This window comes from Micromonospora sp. IBHARD003 (genome assembly GCF_056106285.1).
This window is the reverse complement of record NZ_JBWBBX010000001.1, coordinates 1,721,218-1,735,344: the sequence shown is the minus strand read 5'-3', so window position 1 is coordinate 1,735,344 and position 14,127 is coordinate 1,721,218. Positions and strand designations below refer to the sequence as shown.

Annotated in this window: 13 protein-coding genes and 1 pseudogene; 10 read left to right on the top strand and 4 right to left on the bottom strand. The window is 71.7% G+C overall.

From position 1 onward, the window contains the following. Window positions 1-75: 75 nt before the first annotated feature. From aroH to der, 5 genes are all read left to right on the top strand, one after another. Window positions 76-438, top strand: a complete 363-nt coding sequence (gene aroH, locus ACTWOL_RS07630) for a chorismate mutase (RefSeq protein ID WP_474295682.1) — start codon at window positions 76-78, stop codon at window positions 436-438. Then, window positions 435-1,520: a prephenate dehydrogenase gene (locus ACTWOL_RS07625; RefSeq protein ID WP_474295680.1), complete on the top strand. Its 1,086-nt coding sequence runs from the start codon at window positions 435-437 to the stop codon at window positions 1,518-1,520. The genes aroH and ACTWOL_RS07625 overlap by 4 nt, the downstream gene beginning before the upstream one ends. Before the next feature lie 226 nt (window positions 1,521-1,746). Further along, window positions 1,747-2,427, top strand: coding sequence for a (d)CMP kinase (gene cmk, locus ACTWOL_RS07620; RefSeq protein WP_474295677.1), 681 nt, complete (start codon window positions 1,747-1,749; stop codon window positions 2,425-2,427). A 62-nt stretch (window positions 2,428-2,489) separates the two neighbouring features. Beyond that, window positions 2,490-3,077, top strand: a complete 588-nt coding sequence (locus ACTWOL_RS07615) for a lysophospholipid acyltransferase family protein (protein ID WP_474295675.1) — start codon at window positions 2,490-2,492, stop codon at window positions 3,075-3,077. Between the two features lie 83 nt (window positions 3,078-3,160). Further along, the gene (der, locus tag ACTWOL_RS07610) at window positions 3,161-4,609 is read left to right on the top strand and encodes a ribosome biogenesis GTPase Der (protein WP_474295672.1); all 1,449 of its coding nucleotides are present in this window, start codon (window positions 3,161-3,163) and stop codon (window positions 4,607-4,609) included. Window positions 4,610-4,717: 108 nt separating this feature from the next. Here der and ACTWOL_RS07605 read toward each other — a convergent pair whose 3' ends face one another. Continuing rightward, a complete protein-coding gene (locus ACTWOL_RS07605; RefSeq protein WP_474295670.1) occupies window positions 4,718-5,014 on the bottom strand; it encodes a hypothetical protein in 297 nt (98 codons plus the stop codon). Window positions 5,015-5,139: 125 nt separating this feature from the next. Beyond that, entirely contained in the window at window positions 5,140-5,958 is an 819-nt protein-coding gene (locus tag ACTWOL_RS07600; protein ID WP_474295668.1) for a hypothetical protein, read from the bottom strand. A gap of 357 nt (window positions 5,959-6,315) precedes the next feature. Between ACTWOL_RS07600 and ACTWOL_RS07595 the strand changes: the two genes are divergently transcribed. The 3 genes from ACTWOL_RS07595 to ACTWOL_RS07585 all read left to right on the top strand — a co-directional run bounded on the left by ACTWOL_RS07595 (window position 6,316) and on the right by ACTWOL_RS07585 (window position 9,479). After that, complete coding sequence (locus tag ACTWOL_RS07595; protein ID WP_474295666.1) at window positions 6,316-7,599, top strand: glycosyltransferase family 4 protein; 1,284 nt, start codon at window positions 6,316-6,318, stop codon at window positions 7,597-7,599. Beyond that, window positions 7,596-8,411 carry a hypothetical protein gene (locus tag ACTWOL_RS07590; protein WP_474295665.1) on the top strand — a complete coding sequence of 272 codons (816 nt, stop codon included), beginning with the start codon at window positions 7,596-7,598 and terminating at the stop codon, window positions 8,409-8,411. The genes ACTWOL_RS07595 and ACTWOL_RS07590 overlap by 4 nt, the downstream gene beginning before the upstream one ends. Window positions 8,412-8,519: 108 nt before the next feature. Then, a complete protein-coding gene (locus tag ACTWOL_RS07585; RefSeq protein WP_474295663.1) occupies window positions 8,520-9,479 on the top strand; it encodes a helix-turn-helix transcriptional regulator in 960 nt (319 codons plus the stop codon). Here ACTWOL_RS07585 and ACTWOL_RS07580 read toward each other — a convergent pair. Beyond that, a pseudogene (locus ACTWOL_RS07580) lies at window positions 9,445-9,668 on the bottom strand (hypothetical protein); the annotation flags it as partial. The gene ACTWOL_RS07585 and the pseudogene ACTWOL_RS07580 overlap by 35 nt on opposite strands. A 668-nt stretch (window positions 9,669-10,336) precedes the next feature. On the opposite strand from ACTWOL_RS07580, the gene ACTWOL_RS07575 reads away from it, so the two are divergent. Continuing rightward, complete coding sequence (locus ACTWOL_RS07575; RefSeq protein WP_474295661.1) at window positions 10,337-10,555, top strand: I78 family peptidase inhibitor; 219 nt, start codon at window positions 10,337-10,339, stop codon at window positions 10,553-10,555. A gap of 142 nt (window positions 10,556-10,697) precedes the next feature. Here ACTWOL_RS07575 and ACTWOL_RS07570 read toward each other — a convergent pair whose 3' ends face one another. Then, window positions 10,698-11,750 carry a phosphatase PAP2 family protein gene (locus tag ACTWOL_RS07570; protein WP_474295659.1) on the bottom strand — a complete coding sequence of 351 codons (1,053 nt, stop codon included), beginning with the start codon at window positions 11,748-11,750 and terminating at the stop codon, window positions 10,698-10,700. A 446-nt stretch (window positions 11,751-12,196) separates the two neighbouring features. Between ACTWOL_RS07570 and ACTWOL_RS07565 the strand changes: the two genes are divergently transcribed. Continuing rightward, window positions 12,197-14,047 carry an MFS transporter gene (locus ACTWOL_RS07565; RefSeq protein WP_474295657.1) on the top strand — a complete coding sequence of 617 codons (1,851 nt, stop codon included), beginning with the start codon at window positions 12,197-12,199 and terminating at the stop codon, window positions 14,045-14,047. Window positions 14,048-14,127 lie beyond the last annotated feature (80 nt).

Here is a 14,127-nt window from a genome sequence, read left to right as displayed (position 1 = left end):
GGGCGGTCGCCGCGCCGGTGCGTCCTGGTGGCTGACTACGCTGACGGGAGCACATGCCGAGCAAAGGAGCACAACGTGGCGGTACGAGCCGTCCGGGGAGCCGTCCAGCTGGAACGGGACGAGGCCGGGCACATGGACGAGCAGGTCAGCCGGCTGCTCACCGCCATCATGGAGCGCAACGGGCTCACCGCCGACGATCTGATCAGCGTCTGGTTCACGGCCACGCCCGATCTGCACAGCGACTTCCCGGCCGCGGCGGCACGTGGGCTCGGGATCGTGGACGTACCGCTGATCTGCGCCCAGGAGCTGGACGTCGAGGGCGCGATGCCCCGGGTCGTACGGATCCTCGCGCACATCGATTCCGACAAGCCCAGGTCCGAGATCGCGCATGTGTACCTCGGCGCGGCGGCCGCTCTGCGCAAGGACATCGCCCAGTGAGAACCGCGGTCGTCATCGGAACCGGACTGATCGGCACCTCCGCCGCACTGGCACTGGCCGGCCGGGGCGTCACCGTCCATCTCAGGGACCACGATCCCGCACAGGCCAGGACCGCGTCGGCGCTCGGCGCCGGAACGGACGAAGCCCCCGAGGGGGCGGTGGACCTCGCGATCGTGGCCGTGCCCCCGGCGTATGTGCCCGCCGCGCTCGCGGAGGCGATGCGCGCCGGTACCGCCCGCGGCTACCTCGACGTGGCGAGTGTGAAGGGCGGGCCGCGGCGCGAGCTTGAGGCGCTCGGCGTGGACATGTCCGCGTACATCGGTACCCACCCCATGTCCGGCAAGGAGCGCTCGGGTCCGCTGGCCGCCACGGCCGACCTCTTCGAAGGCCGGCCCTGGGTACTCACCCCCACCCGTGACACCGACACCGAGGTGCTCAACCTGGCGCTGGAGCTGGTCGCGCTGTGCCGGGCGGTGCCCGTGGTGATGGACGCCGACGCCCACGACCGGGCGGTGGCGCTGGTCTCCCACACCCCTCAGCTGATCTCGTCCATGGTCGCGGCGCGGCTGGCCGACGCGGACGAGACGGCCGTCAGGCTGTGCGGGCAGGGCATCCGGGACGTGACCCGGATCGCGGCCTCGGATCCCCGGATGTGGATCGACATCCTCTCCGCGAATCCCGGACCCGTCGCCGACGTCCTCGCGGGCGTCGCGGCCGACCTGGACGAGACGGTCCGCGCGCTGCGGGCCCTCCAGTCCTCCGACGACGACAAGCGCCGCGACGGCGCCACCGGTGTCGAGGACGTGCTCCGCCGCGGCAACGCGGGCCGCGAACGCGTCCCGGGCAAGCACGGTGCCGCCCCCGCCGCGTACGAGACCGTCGCCGTGCTCATCAGCGACCAGCCCGGTGAGCTGGCCCGGATCTTCGCCGACGCCGGCCGGGCCGGCGTCAACATCGAGGACGTCCGCATCGAGCATGCGACCGGGCAGCAGGCGGGCCTCGTCCAGCTCATGGTCGAGCCGGCCGCGGCCGCGGTCCTCAGCGCCGCGCTGCGCGAGCGGGGCTGGGCCCTGAGGCAGTAGGCGCTGCACCCGGCGGTCCTTGGTGGTCCCCGGCGGGTCCCCGGCCTTCCGGCCGCCGGGAGCCGCCCGGTGCGTCCGGTGTCTCCCGGGGGGGGGCAACGGGGAGCCGGGGATCAGGGCAGCCGGGGAAGCGGTGCATGCCCCCTCCCCGCACTCGGTAACCTTGTGCGGGGCACCTTGGCATTCCGGCCTGCCCGCAATCCGTACGAGGAAGGTCTCCGACACCGTGGAATCCGTGATCGTCGCCATCGACGGCCCCTCCGGCACGGGCAAGTCGAGCACCTCCAAGGCGGTCGCTGCCGAGCTGGGACTCAGCTACCTCGACACCGGTGCGCAGTACCGGGCGATCACCTGGTGGATGATCAGCAACGGGGTCGACACCGATGACCCGGCCGCGATCGCGAGCGCGGCCGGCAAGCCCGTGATCGAGTCCGGTACCAATCCCCTCGCGCCCACGATCAGCGTGGACGGCGCGGACGCCTCCGGCCCGATCCGTACCCAGGAGGTCACCTCCAAGGTCAGTGCGGTCAGCGCGGTTCCCGAGGTGCGTGCCAGGCTGACCGCGCTGCAGCGGACCATCTCCGCCGGCGCGGAGAAGGGCATCGTCGTCGAAGGCCGGGATATCGGCACGACGGTGCTGCCCACCGCCGATCTCAAGATCTTCCTGACCGCGTCCGCCGAGGCCCGTGCCGCCCGCCGCAACGGCGAGCTGAAGGGCAAGGAGGCCGCCGGTCTCGCCGCCACCCGCGAGGCACTGATCAAGCGCGACGCCGCCGACTCCGGCCGCAAGACGTCCCCGCTCGCCAAGGCGGACGACGCCGTCGAGGTCGACACCACCGAGCTCACGCTGTCGCAGGTCATCGAGTGCATCGTGACGCTGGTCGAGGAGAAGCGGGCCGCGCGGTGACCGCTTTGCCTGTGCCATCCGCGAGAGGCGCCGCCGTCGGCAGGCGGATCGGGACAGGGCTCATGCGCACGCTCTGGAATCCGCGTGTGTTCGGAGCCTGGCACGTTCCGGCCAGCGGCCCGGTGATCCTCGCCGTCAACCACGCACACAACATCGACGGACCCATGCTCATGGGGTCGGCCCCCAGGCCGGTGCACTTCCTGATCAAGCAGGAGGCGTTCATCGGTCCCCTCGGCACGTTCCTGCGCGGGATCGGTCAGCTGGAGGTGGACCGCACCCGCGCCGACCGGGCGGCCATCACCCGGGCCCTCGGCGTGCTCGAGAACGGCGGGGTTCTCGGGATCTTCCCCGAGGGCACCCGGGGGGAGGGCGACTTCTCCTCGATCCGCTCCGGACTCGCCTACTTCGCCGTACGGTCGGGGGCGGCGATCGTCCCGGTCGCGGTGCTGGGAAGCAGCGGGCGGGGCGGGCGGTTGATACCGGCGCTGCCTCCGCTGCGCAGCGGCGTCGACGTCGTCTTCGGTGAGGCCTTCACCGAGGGGGACGGCACGGGCAGGCGCACCCGCAAGGCGCTGGACGAAGCGTCCGTACACATCCAGAAGCGGCTCACCGCCCACCTGGAAAACGCCAGGCGCCTCACCGGACGCTGAGCGAGACTTCAGTAGTGAGCCACCCCCCGCGGAATCCGCGCGGTGCTCACCGATCACCACGGAAGAACAAGGAAACGGACTTCATGAACGACCAGCACGACCACGGGGCACTCGGCGACACCGAGTACGCGGAGTTCATGGAGCTCGCCGCGGAGGAGGGCTTCGACCTCGAAGCCGTCGAGGGCGCCATCGAGGAGGCCGGTCACGGCCCGCTGCCCGTCCTCGCCGTCGTCGGCCGCCCCAATGTCGGCAAGTCGACCCTCGTCAACCGCATCATCGGCCGCCGCGAAGCCGTCGTCGAGGACCGGCCCGGCGTCACCCGCGACCGGGTGACCTACGAGGCCGAGTGGGCCGGGCGCCGCTTCAAGGTCGTCGACACCGGCGGCTGGGAGCAGGACGTCCTCGGCATCGACGCCTCCGTCGCCGCCCAGGCCGAGTTCGCGATCGAGGCCGCCGACGCGGTCGTCTTCGTCGTGGACGCCACCGTGGGCGCCACCGACACCGACGAGGCCGTCGTGAAGCTGCTGCGCCGGGCCGGGAAGCCCGTCGTCCTCGCCGCCAACAAGGTCGACGGCCCGTCCGCCGAGGCCGACGCCGCCATGCTCTGGTCCCTCGGCCTCGGCGAGCCGTTCCCGGTCTCCGCACTGCACGGCCGCGGCACCGGAGACCTGCTGGACGAGGTGCTGAAGGCCCTTCCCGACGCCCCCGCCCAGACCTTCGGCAACGCCGTCGGCGGCCCCCGGCGGATCGCGCTCATCGGCCGCCCGAACGTCGGCAAGTCGTCCCTGCTGAACAAGGTCGCGGGCGAAGAGCGCGTCGTCGTCAACGAGGTGGCCGGCACCACTCGCGACCCCGTGGACGAGCTCATCGAACTCGGCGGCACGACCTGGAAGTTCGTGGACACCGCGGGCATCCGCAAGCGGGTCCACCTGCAGGAGGGCGCCGACTACTACGCCTCGCTGCGCACCGCGGCCGCCGTCGAGAAGGCCGAGGTCGCCGTCGTCCTCATCGACACCAGCGAGTCCATCTCCGTCCAGGACCAGCGGATCATCACGATGGCCGTCGAGGCGGGCCGGGCACTCGTCATCGCGTACAACAAGTGGGACAGCCTCGACGAGGAGCGCCGCTACTACCTCGAGCGCGAGATCGAGACCGAGATGCAGCAGGTCTCCTGGGCGCCCCGGGTGAATGTGTCCGCCCGGACCGGACGGCACATGGAGAAGCTGGTCCCCGCGATCGAGACGGCACTCGAAGGATGGGAGACCCGGGTGCCGACCGGCCGTCTCAACGCCTTCCTCGGCGAGCTGGTCTCGGCCCATCCGCACCCGATCCGCGGTGGCAAGCAGCCGCGCATCCTGTTCGGCACCCAGGCGGGCACCAAGCCCCCGCGCTTCGTGCTGTTCGCCTCCGGCTTCCTGGAGCACGGCTACCGGCGCTTCGTGGAGCGGCGGCTGCGTGAGGAGTTCGGCTTCGAGGGCACGCCGATCCACATCTCGGTGCGGGTGCGGGAGAAGCGCGGCAAGAAGAGGTAGCGCGCGGAGACGACTCGTGGTCCGCGGGGCATGAAGTCACCCACGGAGACGACGAAGTGGCCGGGCGGCGCTGTGCCGCCCGGCCACTTCCGTGTGAACTCCCCGTCCTCACAGACCTCTTCGGGGGGCCGGAGGCAGTGCCGCCGGCGCGCGGTGCTGCCCGGTGCGCCGCCGGACGCCTGCCTGCCAGATGCTCAGGTCCCCGCTGTATCCCGAGCCGAATCCGGTGTGGCCGTTGTTCTGGCCGGTTCCGAAGGCCTTGAAGCCGAAGTCCTCCTCGCCGCTGCGGTCTCCGGGCAGTGCCCGGAAAGCCTTCCGGTACTCGGAGCACAGCGCGTCGTAGATCGGCGTGGCCTCGGAGGTCTTGCTCGGGTAGGGCTCTCGGCCGGGCTCGTATCTCTGCACGTATGAGCCAACGACCTTCGTGCCGGTGGGATGCGGTCCTGTCGGGGAAATCGCAGTTCGGCGGGGGTACGCGGGGCGCATGGGGTTCTCCTGACGGCCCGGACGCTGCTGGGGCCCCGGCGGGATCAGGTGCCCGCCAGGGGCATGGCGGCGGCGACCAGCCGCCCGTTCGCCGCCGCCTTGTCCAGGGCGTCGCGCAGCAGGTCCTCACGCGGCTGCTGGCCGATGGACCCGACCGGGGCGCAGAAAACCAGCACCGTGTGGGACTTGTTGGCCGCGACGCGCCAGCCGTCGGTCACCTGGAGCGGCTGGTGGGCCTGCCACCAGGCGACCTGGCCGCCGCCGGCCGTACCAGGCTGGAGCACCGCGTGCAGCTGCCCCACGGCCAGCAGCACGGACCAGCCGTGGAGCGTCGGCGGGACCTCGTTGACCGCGGACACCGGGAGGAAGCCCTGCTCGATCAGCAGCGGCAGGAAGTCGTCCCCGCCCCCCGTCGTCCCGGGGCGGGCGATCGGCGCGGTCGGCTCCACGACGAGTGCGGGGTGCAACTCGTCGGCGATCAGCACGAGACCGCTGGTGACACCGAGCACGGCGGGCACCGGGGGCGCGGGCTGCGCGACGGGCTCCGGCCGGGCGGCGGGGTAGCCGTGCCCGTGCGGAGCCGGGGTCTCACCGGTGATGGACCGGACGGCGCCCTTGAGGTGCTCCTCGGCCACCTGGACGACCTGGGACGGGATGCAGCTGGCATGGGCGAAGGCGAGGACGGCGGTCTCCTCGCCGACGAACAGCACGGTGCTGGTGCGTTCCTGCTCGGAATCGCCCGGGGTGCGGCAGGAGGTGCAGTCGTAGCTGCCCGGGGCGTTCTCGCCGGCGAGCAACCGGTCGGCTTCTTCGTCGCCGATCTCGGCGCGTACGTCCTCGCTGACGTCGAGCATGCGCGGCACGGGTGGCTCCTCGGACTCGGTGCTGGGTGGGGGCCGGGGAAGGAGTCCCCGGCTCATGACGGGAACAACGGGCGAGCGGCGGCCGGGGTCACGCGTGTGACAGACGGTGGCGACAGAACGTCAAGTCGACAGATCGATCGCAAGGGTGAGCTGTGCCCGGCGCTTGCGCGCGGCCAGGCACCGGTGAGCGAGGTTCCCGCGCCGCGGCCCGCCCCGCGAATGCGGCGTGGGCTTGCCGCGGCCCCGCACCTTCGTGGTACGCGCCCCGCCCTGCCCCGCGCCGGAGCTGCCGCGCCACCCGCCGGACGGCCAGTACAGTGGCGTGCTGACCATCTGAACCGGGGGATGCGGCACCGCATGCATATTTCTTTTCTGCTCCACAACGCATACGGCATCGGAGGCACGATCCGCACGACGTTCAACCTCGCCCAGGTCCTGGCCGAGCGTCATGACGTCGAGATCGTCTCCGTCTTCAGGCACCGCGACGAGCCGATGCTGGGTGAACCGCCCGGCGTCGTCATGCGCCATCTCGTCGACCTGCGCAAGGGGAGCCCCGGCAACGACACGGGCGATCCGGAGTACAGCCGTCCCGCGAAGGTGTTCCCGCGGGGCGACGGCCGCTGGAAGCAGTACAGCCGTCTCAGCGACGCCCGGATCGCCGCCCATCTGAGGTCGCTGGAGGCCGATGTCGTCGTCGGCACCCGCCCCGGGCTGAACGTGCACATCGCCCGCCAGGCCCGCCGCGGCCCGGCCAGGGTCGGCCAGGAGCATCTGACGCTGGACAGCCACGGCTACCGGCTGCGGCGCGAGATCGCCCACCGCTACGCACTGCTGGACGCGGTCACCACGGTCACCGAGGCGGACGCCCGGGCCTACCGCACACGCCTGAAGCTGAGCGGGGTACGGATCGAGTCCGTGCCCAACAGCGTGCCGGCACCAGGCGCGGCGCCCGCCGATCCCGCCGCGAAGTGGGTGATCGCTGCCGGCCGGCTCACCAAGGTCAAGCGCTACGACCTGCTGGTCAAGGCCTTCTCCAAGGTCGTCGCGGCCCGCCCCGACTGGCGGTTGAGGATCTACGGCACGGGCGACGCGACCGGCAACGAACGCACCGCCCTGCGGACCCTGATCGAACAGCGCGGACTGCACAACCACGTCTTCCTGATGGGCCCCGCCAATCCGCTCGAACCGGAGTGGGTCAAGGGCTCGATCGCCGCCGTCACTTCGAGCATGGAGTCCTTCGGGATGACCATCGTCGAGGCGATGCGCTGCGGCCTCCCGGTCGTTTCCACGAACTGCCCGCACGGCCCGGCCGAGATCATCGAGGACGGGGTTGACGGACGGCTGGTACCGGTCGGGGACGCGGACGCGGTCGCCGACGCCCTGCTCGGCCTGATCGACGACGACGAACTGCGGCGCCGCACCGGCGAGGCGGCCCTGAGAGCCTCCGAGCGCTTCGACCCGGTGCGGATCGCCGAGCGCCACGAGGCGCTGTTCACCGAACTCGTCACCCGGGGCGGCAGCGTCCGTACCTGCGGCGCCCTCCGGGATGCCATACACCGTTCGAGAGGCGCCGTGCTCGACAGCGCCTACGCGCTGCGCTACAAGGCCGCCGATGCGATCCGGAAGGGGAAGAAGGCATGACCGCGTCCACCGCGTCCACCGGGTCGGCAGAGCGGTCCACCGCGCGCCGTGCGCCGCGCGCCGACTGCGTGGCCGATTCCGCGGGCACCGTCACCTTCGACCTGGCGGTCGGCACGGCCGGGGGCTCGGCGCTGGTGCTGCGCAGACGCGGCGGAGGCACCGGCCCCGACGACACCGTGCGGCTGCCGCTCGTCCCGGCCGGCGGCGGGCGCGCACGCGCCGAGCTGTCCGGCACCGTGGAACTGGCGGACGGCTACTGGGACGCGTATCTCGACGACGAGGACGCAGCCGTCGAGTCCGGTGTCCGCGACCTCCGGGCGCTTGTCGACCGGGTCCCGGAGCCCGGAAAGGTCCGTGTGCGTGTGCCCTGTCCGACGGCGGACGGCACTCTCGCCGTGCGCGCCTGGGTGCGCGCGCCGCACGCCGAGGCCGGGGACATCACCTTCGGGCAGGGCGACTTCACCGTCGAGTGCGTCCTGTACGGGGCACGGACCGGCGAGGGTGCGGTGGTCGAGGCGCGGCACGGGGACAGCGTCCACCGGTTCGCGGTGGCGGGAGACGGCGAGCGCTTCCGCTTCACCGTGCCGTACGCGGAGCTCGTCGAGGGTTCGGTCCGGAAGCAACAGCTGTGGACGCTGTGGCTGCGGCCGGCGCAGGGTGCCGGAGCGGTGCGGATCTCCCGCCTCCTGGACGACATCTGGAACCGCAGGGGCACCTTCGTCTATCCGGTCCACGAGGCCGAGGGGTATCGCGCCGCGCCGTGTTACACCACCGCCAACGACCTGTGCGTGGAGCTGACCCCACACCCGTAGGGCGGGTGCGGGGGTGTCCGTCGCCTGGGGAGCACGCTCGCCGGGGGTGAGGACGCCCGTCGTCGTCTGCGGACCGCTCCTGTCCGAAAGTACTGCCAGACTCGCTCCATGCTGGAAACCTCGGCGCGACTACTGCGCCTGCTCTCCCTGCTGCAGGCCCACCGCGAATGGTCCGGCGCCGACCTCGCCGAGCGGCTCGGCGTCACCCCGCGCACCGTGCGACGGGACGTCGACCGGCTGCGCGAGCTCGGCTATCCCGTCAACGCCAGCCCCGGCACCGGCGGTGGCTACCAGCTGGGCGCGGGTGCCCAGATGCCTCCACTGCTGCTGGACGACGACGAGGCCGTCGCCGTCGCGGTCGGTCTGCGCACCGCGGCCGGCCAGGGCATCGAGGGCATCGGCGAGAGCTCCGTACGCGCCCTGGCCAAGCTCGAACAGGTGCTGCCGAGCCGGCTGCGACGGCGGATCAGCGCCCTCAACGCGTACACCGTGCCGATGCTGCGCACCGCGCGTACCCAGGTCGACCCCTCCGTCCTGGCCGAACTGGCGGGGGTCTGCAGGGACGCCGAGCGACTGCGTTTCGCGTACGAGGACCACGGCGGCACCTCGACCCGGCGCACCGTGGAACCGCACCGCCTGGTGTGCAGCGAGCGCCGCTGGTATCTCGTCGCCTGGGACGTGGACCGGGCCGGCTGGCGGACGTTCCGGGTCGACCGGATCACCCCCAAGCCGCCGCACGGCCCGCGTTTCGCCCCGCGTACCCCGCCGGCGGAGGATCTGGCGGCCTATGTCTCCAAGGGTGTGTCCACCGCCGCGTATGCCGCGAAGGCGGTCATCAGACTGCGGGTGTCGGCGCAGCGGGCGGCCGTGGCCGTGTCACCGTCCGACGGTGTGCTGGAGGCGGAGGGGCCGGAGAGCTGTCTGCTGCACACCGGAGCGGCGAGTCTCGACGTGATGGTCATTCATGCGGCCCTCATGGGCTTCGACTTCGAGATCGTCGAGCCCGAGGAGCTGACCGGGCACGTCCGGGCGCTCAGGGACCGGCTGTCCCGGGCCCTGGGGGAATGACCGTCCGGCCGTCCGCGGGCAGCTCGCGCGGTGGCGCGAAACCGGGGTGGTGCAGATCGAACGCCGGGGACTCGGAGCGGATCCGCGGGAGCGAGAGGAGTGGTGCCGGGGCGGCGGGCAGGAGGTCGCCCACTCCAGTGACCGGCCGAACCCCCAGGGGTCGTCGACGTCGACCTTCGGCGCGTACTTCGTGGTAACGAGGTGATCAGGCAGAGATGCCCGATCTTCTTGTGGCCGGTGGCGGTGAGCCAGTCCGCGACCGCGCGGCCCCGCCGCCTGAAGCGGGTCGTGGCGGCGGCGCCCCGGGGGTGTCCGGCCCATCGCTGCCACCTCGCGGTCACCGGAGCGGACCTTCGTCCGGCGCGGAATCGGTCTCGGGCTGGTGTCACGATGCCAGGCACCAAGACCACCCGAGAGGGTGCGACACGAGCCGGGTGACGGGTGATACGCGTACGAGCGAAGGGCCGTTTCGTCCTGAAGTAGGGAGTGCGTAAGGAATGATGAATTCCCGGTCCCCGGCAGTTCGTCGCGATGCGACGGCAGGGGCTATTTCCCGGGCGGCACATGTTCTTCTGCGGTGAAATTCAGAAACGTTCTGGCAATTCCCGGACGGATGACTCCGGTTAATCGCACGAATGAACACGGTGGTGTCAAACACATGTCGTGATCCTGTGACACAAGTGTGACCGGTGAGGTACGCGGGGATGGTGATACGTGTAAGGACGGCCCGTGCCGACGGTGAACCACCGGGCCGTGCCGACAGCCTCCGGCGGGGCTCCCCGGGCCGGAGACCAAGGGGGGAAGCGAAGGCCCTCATGGCTTCCGTCACTGTCCGCTGCCGCCTACGGTGAGGTTCCATGGCACCCATACCGACTCCTCCCGCACAGCCCGACGACGCCCCCGAGAACTACGTCGGCCTCGACGCCGACACGGCGGAGCGGCGCGCCCGCCGCCAGGGCTGGACCACCGTCAGATCGCTGCCGCCGGGTGCCTTCATCACCATGGAGTACCTGGTGGGGCGGCTGAACTTCGAGGTCGGCGACGACGGCACGGTCCGCCGCTGCTGGAAGGGCTGACGCCGACCCGCGGCGCCGGAGCGCTCGCATCCCCCGTATCTCGCATCCTCTGTATGGCGACTGTATGGCGAAGGGCCCGACCGCGGTCGGGCCCTTCGCCATACAGTCGCGATGCGAGGCGTCGTGCGAGGCCTCCCGGTCGTCAGCCGCCCGTGACCGGACGTGACCGCGGCGGGCGGCGGCTGCCGGTCGGCGCCACCGGGTTGGTGTGCACCGCGTGCGACGGGTGGGAGCCGTGCGGGGCGTGCCCGCCGTGTCCCGAGCGTGCGACGGCGTGCGTACGTGGCGGTGTGAGCTGCGCGGTCGCGGCGGACGGGGTCCCGCCCGGAGCGGATACCCGGCCGTTTCCCGCACCCACCGGCCTGCGCGTCGGCTCACCGTCCTGGTCCTGCGACGACACCCGCTGCGGGTACACCACGGGTCGTGGTCCGCCCGCGGCGACGGGCATCGAAGGCACCGGAAGACGACGTTCCCGCAGCCGGTCGCGGAGCGACAGGATGAAGGCCTCGGCGTGCCCGATCAACGGCTCGCACCACGGCAGCGCCAGCAGGATCAGCAGACCCGCCGCCCAGCCCAGCAGCACATCGCTCAGCCAGTGCGTACCGAGGTAGACCGTGGTCAGGCCGACGCCCAGCGCGACCACCGCGGACAGCGCCGACAGATACCGCCGAGCCCGTGGAGTGGTGGCCATATGGGCGAGGATTCCCCAGGTCACGACGGCATTGGCGGTGTGGCCGGACGGAAATATATCGCCGCCGGCGAAGAGCTCGGGGGAGCCGATCTGCGTCGCGTAGTGCGGTCCGAGCCGCCCGAGGCCGAGCTTGACCGAGCCGACCGTCGCGTTCAGCAGCAGCAGTGCGGCGCCCAGGGAGAGCAGCGGCCGCAGCGTGTGCTGGCGCCATGAACGCCAGCCCAGCCAGGCCGCCACCATCACCGCGGTCGGGCCGCGCTGTCCGAGCACGACGAAGTAGTCCAGAAACGCGTGCAGTTCCGGCCACTGCTGGTACGGCCGGAAGAGCATGACCTTCCAGTCGACGATCACCAGCCAGGAAGAGACGATCACGGCCACGACGATCGCCAGATAGAACGCCGCGGTCCCGCCGAGAAGGGCGAGACGGGTGCGGCTCATCCGCGGGATCTCTATCTTCGGCGGCTCCGGCTCCCGGTCCAGACGGGCAAAGATGTCGGTACGCACCCAATCGACGTTACAGGGAGTGAGCGTTGCGCCAGGCCGATCTCGGCTCTTCGTGATGACGATGTGATGTGGAGTGCGTCTCAGTCGGACATTCTTTCCGGTTCGGAGTGGCAAAAGCAGGCGTATGTCCACATCAAATGCGGGGCGGCACCCGCGGGCGGTGTGTTTGTCGGCGAAGAAACGCGAACAGTCGCACAGAAAACAGTTCACGGGAATGGTGCCCGGAATTCCGGGGCCGTTCCGCACGCGACGGGTACCACCTCACCGGCAGTCCGGCGTGGTGTACGCCACACTGCGGGGCCCGGTGAGGTGAGAGGTGGACCACGCGTCACCGGCCCGGACTCGCGTACGCTGACTGATCACTCGCCCGTCGATGCCGGGCCACCCACCCGAGGCCCCGCCCCGGCCGGCCCACCGACGCGAGAGACTCACCAGGAGGTACGTACATGTTCGGGACGACCACGACCGGAGCGCGCACGCGCGCCGGCGGCGGTGCCAACCGCTGGGTCGTCCTCCTCGTCCTCTGCCTCAGCCTGCTGCTGGTCGCGCTCGACGCGACCGTGCTGCACGTCGCGGTGCCCGCCGTCACCGAGGACCTCCGCCCGAGCGGTGTCGAGCTCCTCTGGATCGTCGACGCCTATCCGCTGGTGTGCGCCTCGCTGCTGATCCTCTTCGGCACGCTCGGTGACCGCGTCGGCCGCCGGCGCATCCTGCTGCTCGGCTACGCGCTCTTCGGCGTGGCCTCCGCCGTCGCCGCACTGGCCACCACACCCGAGGTGCTCATCGGGGCCCGCGCCCTGCTCGGCGTCGGCGGCGCGATGATCATGCCCGCGACACTCTCGATCCTGCGGGCCGTCTTCCCCGACCGCCGCGAGCGCGCCACCGCCATCGGCATCTGGACCGCGGTCGCCGCCGTGGGCGCGGCCACCGGACCGGTGCTCGGCGGCTTCCTGGTCCAGCACTTCTGGTGGGGCTCGGTCTTCCTGATCAACATCCCGCTGATGATGCTGATCCTGCCGGTCGGCCGCTGGCTGCTCCCCGAGTCCAGGGGAAGCGGCGACGGGCCGTGGGACGTCGTCGGCGCGCTGATGGCCGCGTCCGGCGTGCTCGGAATGGTCCTCGGCGTGAAGCGGCTCGGCGTGGGTCACGGGCCGCTCGACCTGCGCACCTCCGGTCCGCTGCTCGCCGGAGCGGTGCTGCTCGCCCTCTTCGTACGCCGGCAGAGGCGCCGCGACCATCCCCTCATCGACATGCGGATGTTCGCCAGGGCGACCTTCTCCACCTCCGTGGGCTGCATCGTGCTCGCGATGCTGGCACTGGTCGGCCTGGAGCTGATCGCCGTCCAGTACCTCCAGCTCGTGCTGGAACTCAGCCCACTGGAGACGGGGCTGCGGCTGCTGCCCCTCACCTTCGCGGCCATGGCGGCGGGTGCGACCGGTTCGTACACCCTGCGTCGCGTCGGCCCGCGGCGGATGGTGGGCTGGGGTTTCGTGCTGACCGCGGCTGCCGTGCTGCTGCTCACCCTGATGGGACACCACGACCGGCCGCTGCTGCTCACCGCCGGCTTCGTGCTGCTCGGCTTCGGGCTGCAGACCACCCTGTTCGCCGCGTACGAGTCGATGCTGAGCGAGGCTCCCGCGGCCCAGGCGGGCGGGGCCGCCGCCATCGGCGAGACCTCGTACCAACTGGGCGCCGGTATGGGCATCGCGCTGCTCGGCAGCGTTATGAACGCCGCCTATGCGCCCGGGCTGACCGTTGCCTCCGGAGTGCCGGGAGCCGCGCGTTCCGCCGCGACCAACTCGCTCGGCGAGGCCTATCAGGTGGCCGAGACCCTTGGCGGCCCCGCCGGGGACGCACTGCGGATCGCCGCGCGGACCTCGTTCGTGCACGGTCTGCACGTCACGCTCGTGGTGAGTGCCGGGCTGCTGCTGCTCGGGGCGCTGGCGGCACTGCGTCTGCCGAAGGTGATGGAGTGCGCCGAGGAGACCGACGTGCCCGCGCCCGCGCGTCCCGATGCCCGTGCGTACGCGCAGGACGCGGCGAGTGAGCGGAGCGAGGCGGGCGACCACGGGGCACTCGACCACGGGGCACTCGACCACGGGGCACTCGACCACGGGGCACTCGACCACGGTGCACTCGACCACGGTGCACTCGACCACGGTGCGCCCGGGCTCCCCGGACAGGCGGCTCTCCCCACGCGGGACCATCTGCGGAGCGCGGCCCCGGCCCCGGCCCCGGCGTACCGCAAGGCCGCCGAAGCGGCGGGCGCGGCCCGCTCTGGACGCACGGCACACTGAGCCGTAACGTCAGCGCGGAGCATTAACTAACACCGCTAGGTTCTGCGCACAGCGCCGTGCCGGCCGCCGGAGGCACCCTC

What these genes read in the sequence shown, in the direction of transcription:
- ACTWOL_RS07615 (WP_474295675.1), top strand. Translation starts at nt 2,490, where the DNA reads ATGCGCACGCTCTGGAATCCGCGTGTGTTCGGAGCCTGGCACGTTCCG.
- der (WP_474295672.1), top strand. Translation starts at nt 3,161, where the DNA reads ATGAACGACCAGCACGACCACGGGGCACTCGGCGACACCGAGTACGCG.
- ACTWOL_RS07595 (WP_474295666.1), top strand. Translation starts at nt 6,316, where the DNA reads ATGCATATTTCTTTTCTGCTCCACAACGCATACGGCATCGGAGGCACG.
- ACTWOL_RS07590 (WP_474295665.1), top strand. Translation starts at nt 7,596, where the DNA reads ATGACCGCGTCCACCGCGTCCACCGGGTCGGCAGAGCGGTCCACCGCG.
- ACTWOL_RS07585 (WP_474295663.1), top strand. Translation starts at nt 8,520, where the DNA reads ATGCTGGAAACCTCGGCGCGACTACTGCGCCTGCTCTCCCTGCTGCAG.
- ACTWOL_RS07575 (WP_474295661.1), top strand. Translation starts at nt 10,337, where the DNA reads ATGGCACCCATACCGACTCCTCCCGCACAGCCCGACGACGCCCCCGAG.
- ACTWOL_RS07565 (WP_474295657.1), top strand. Translation starts at nt 12,197, where the DNA reads ATGTTCGGGACGACCACGACCGGAGCGCGCACGCGCGCCGGCGGCGGT.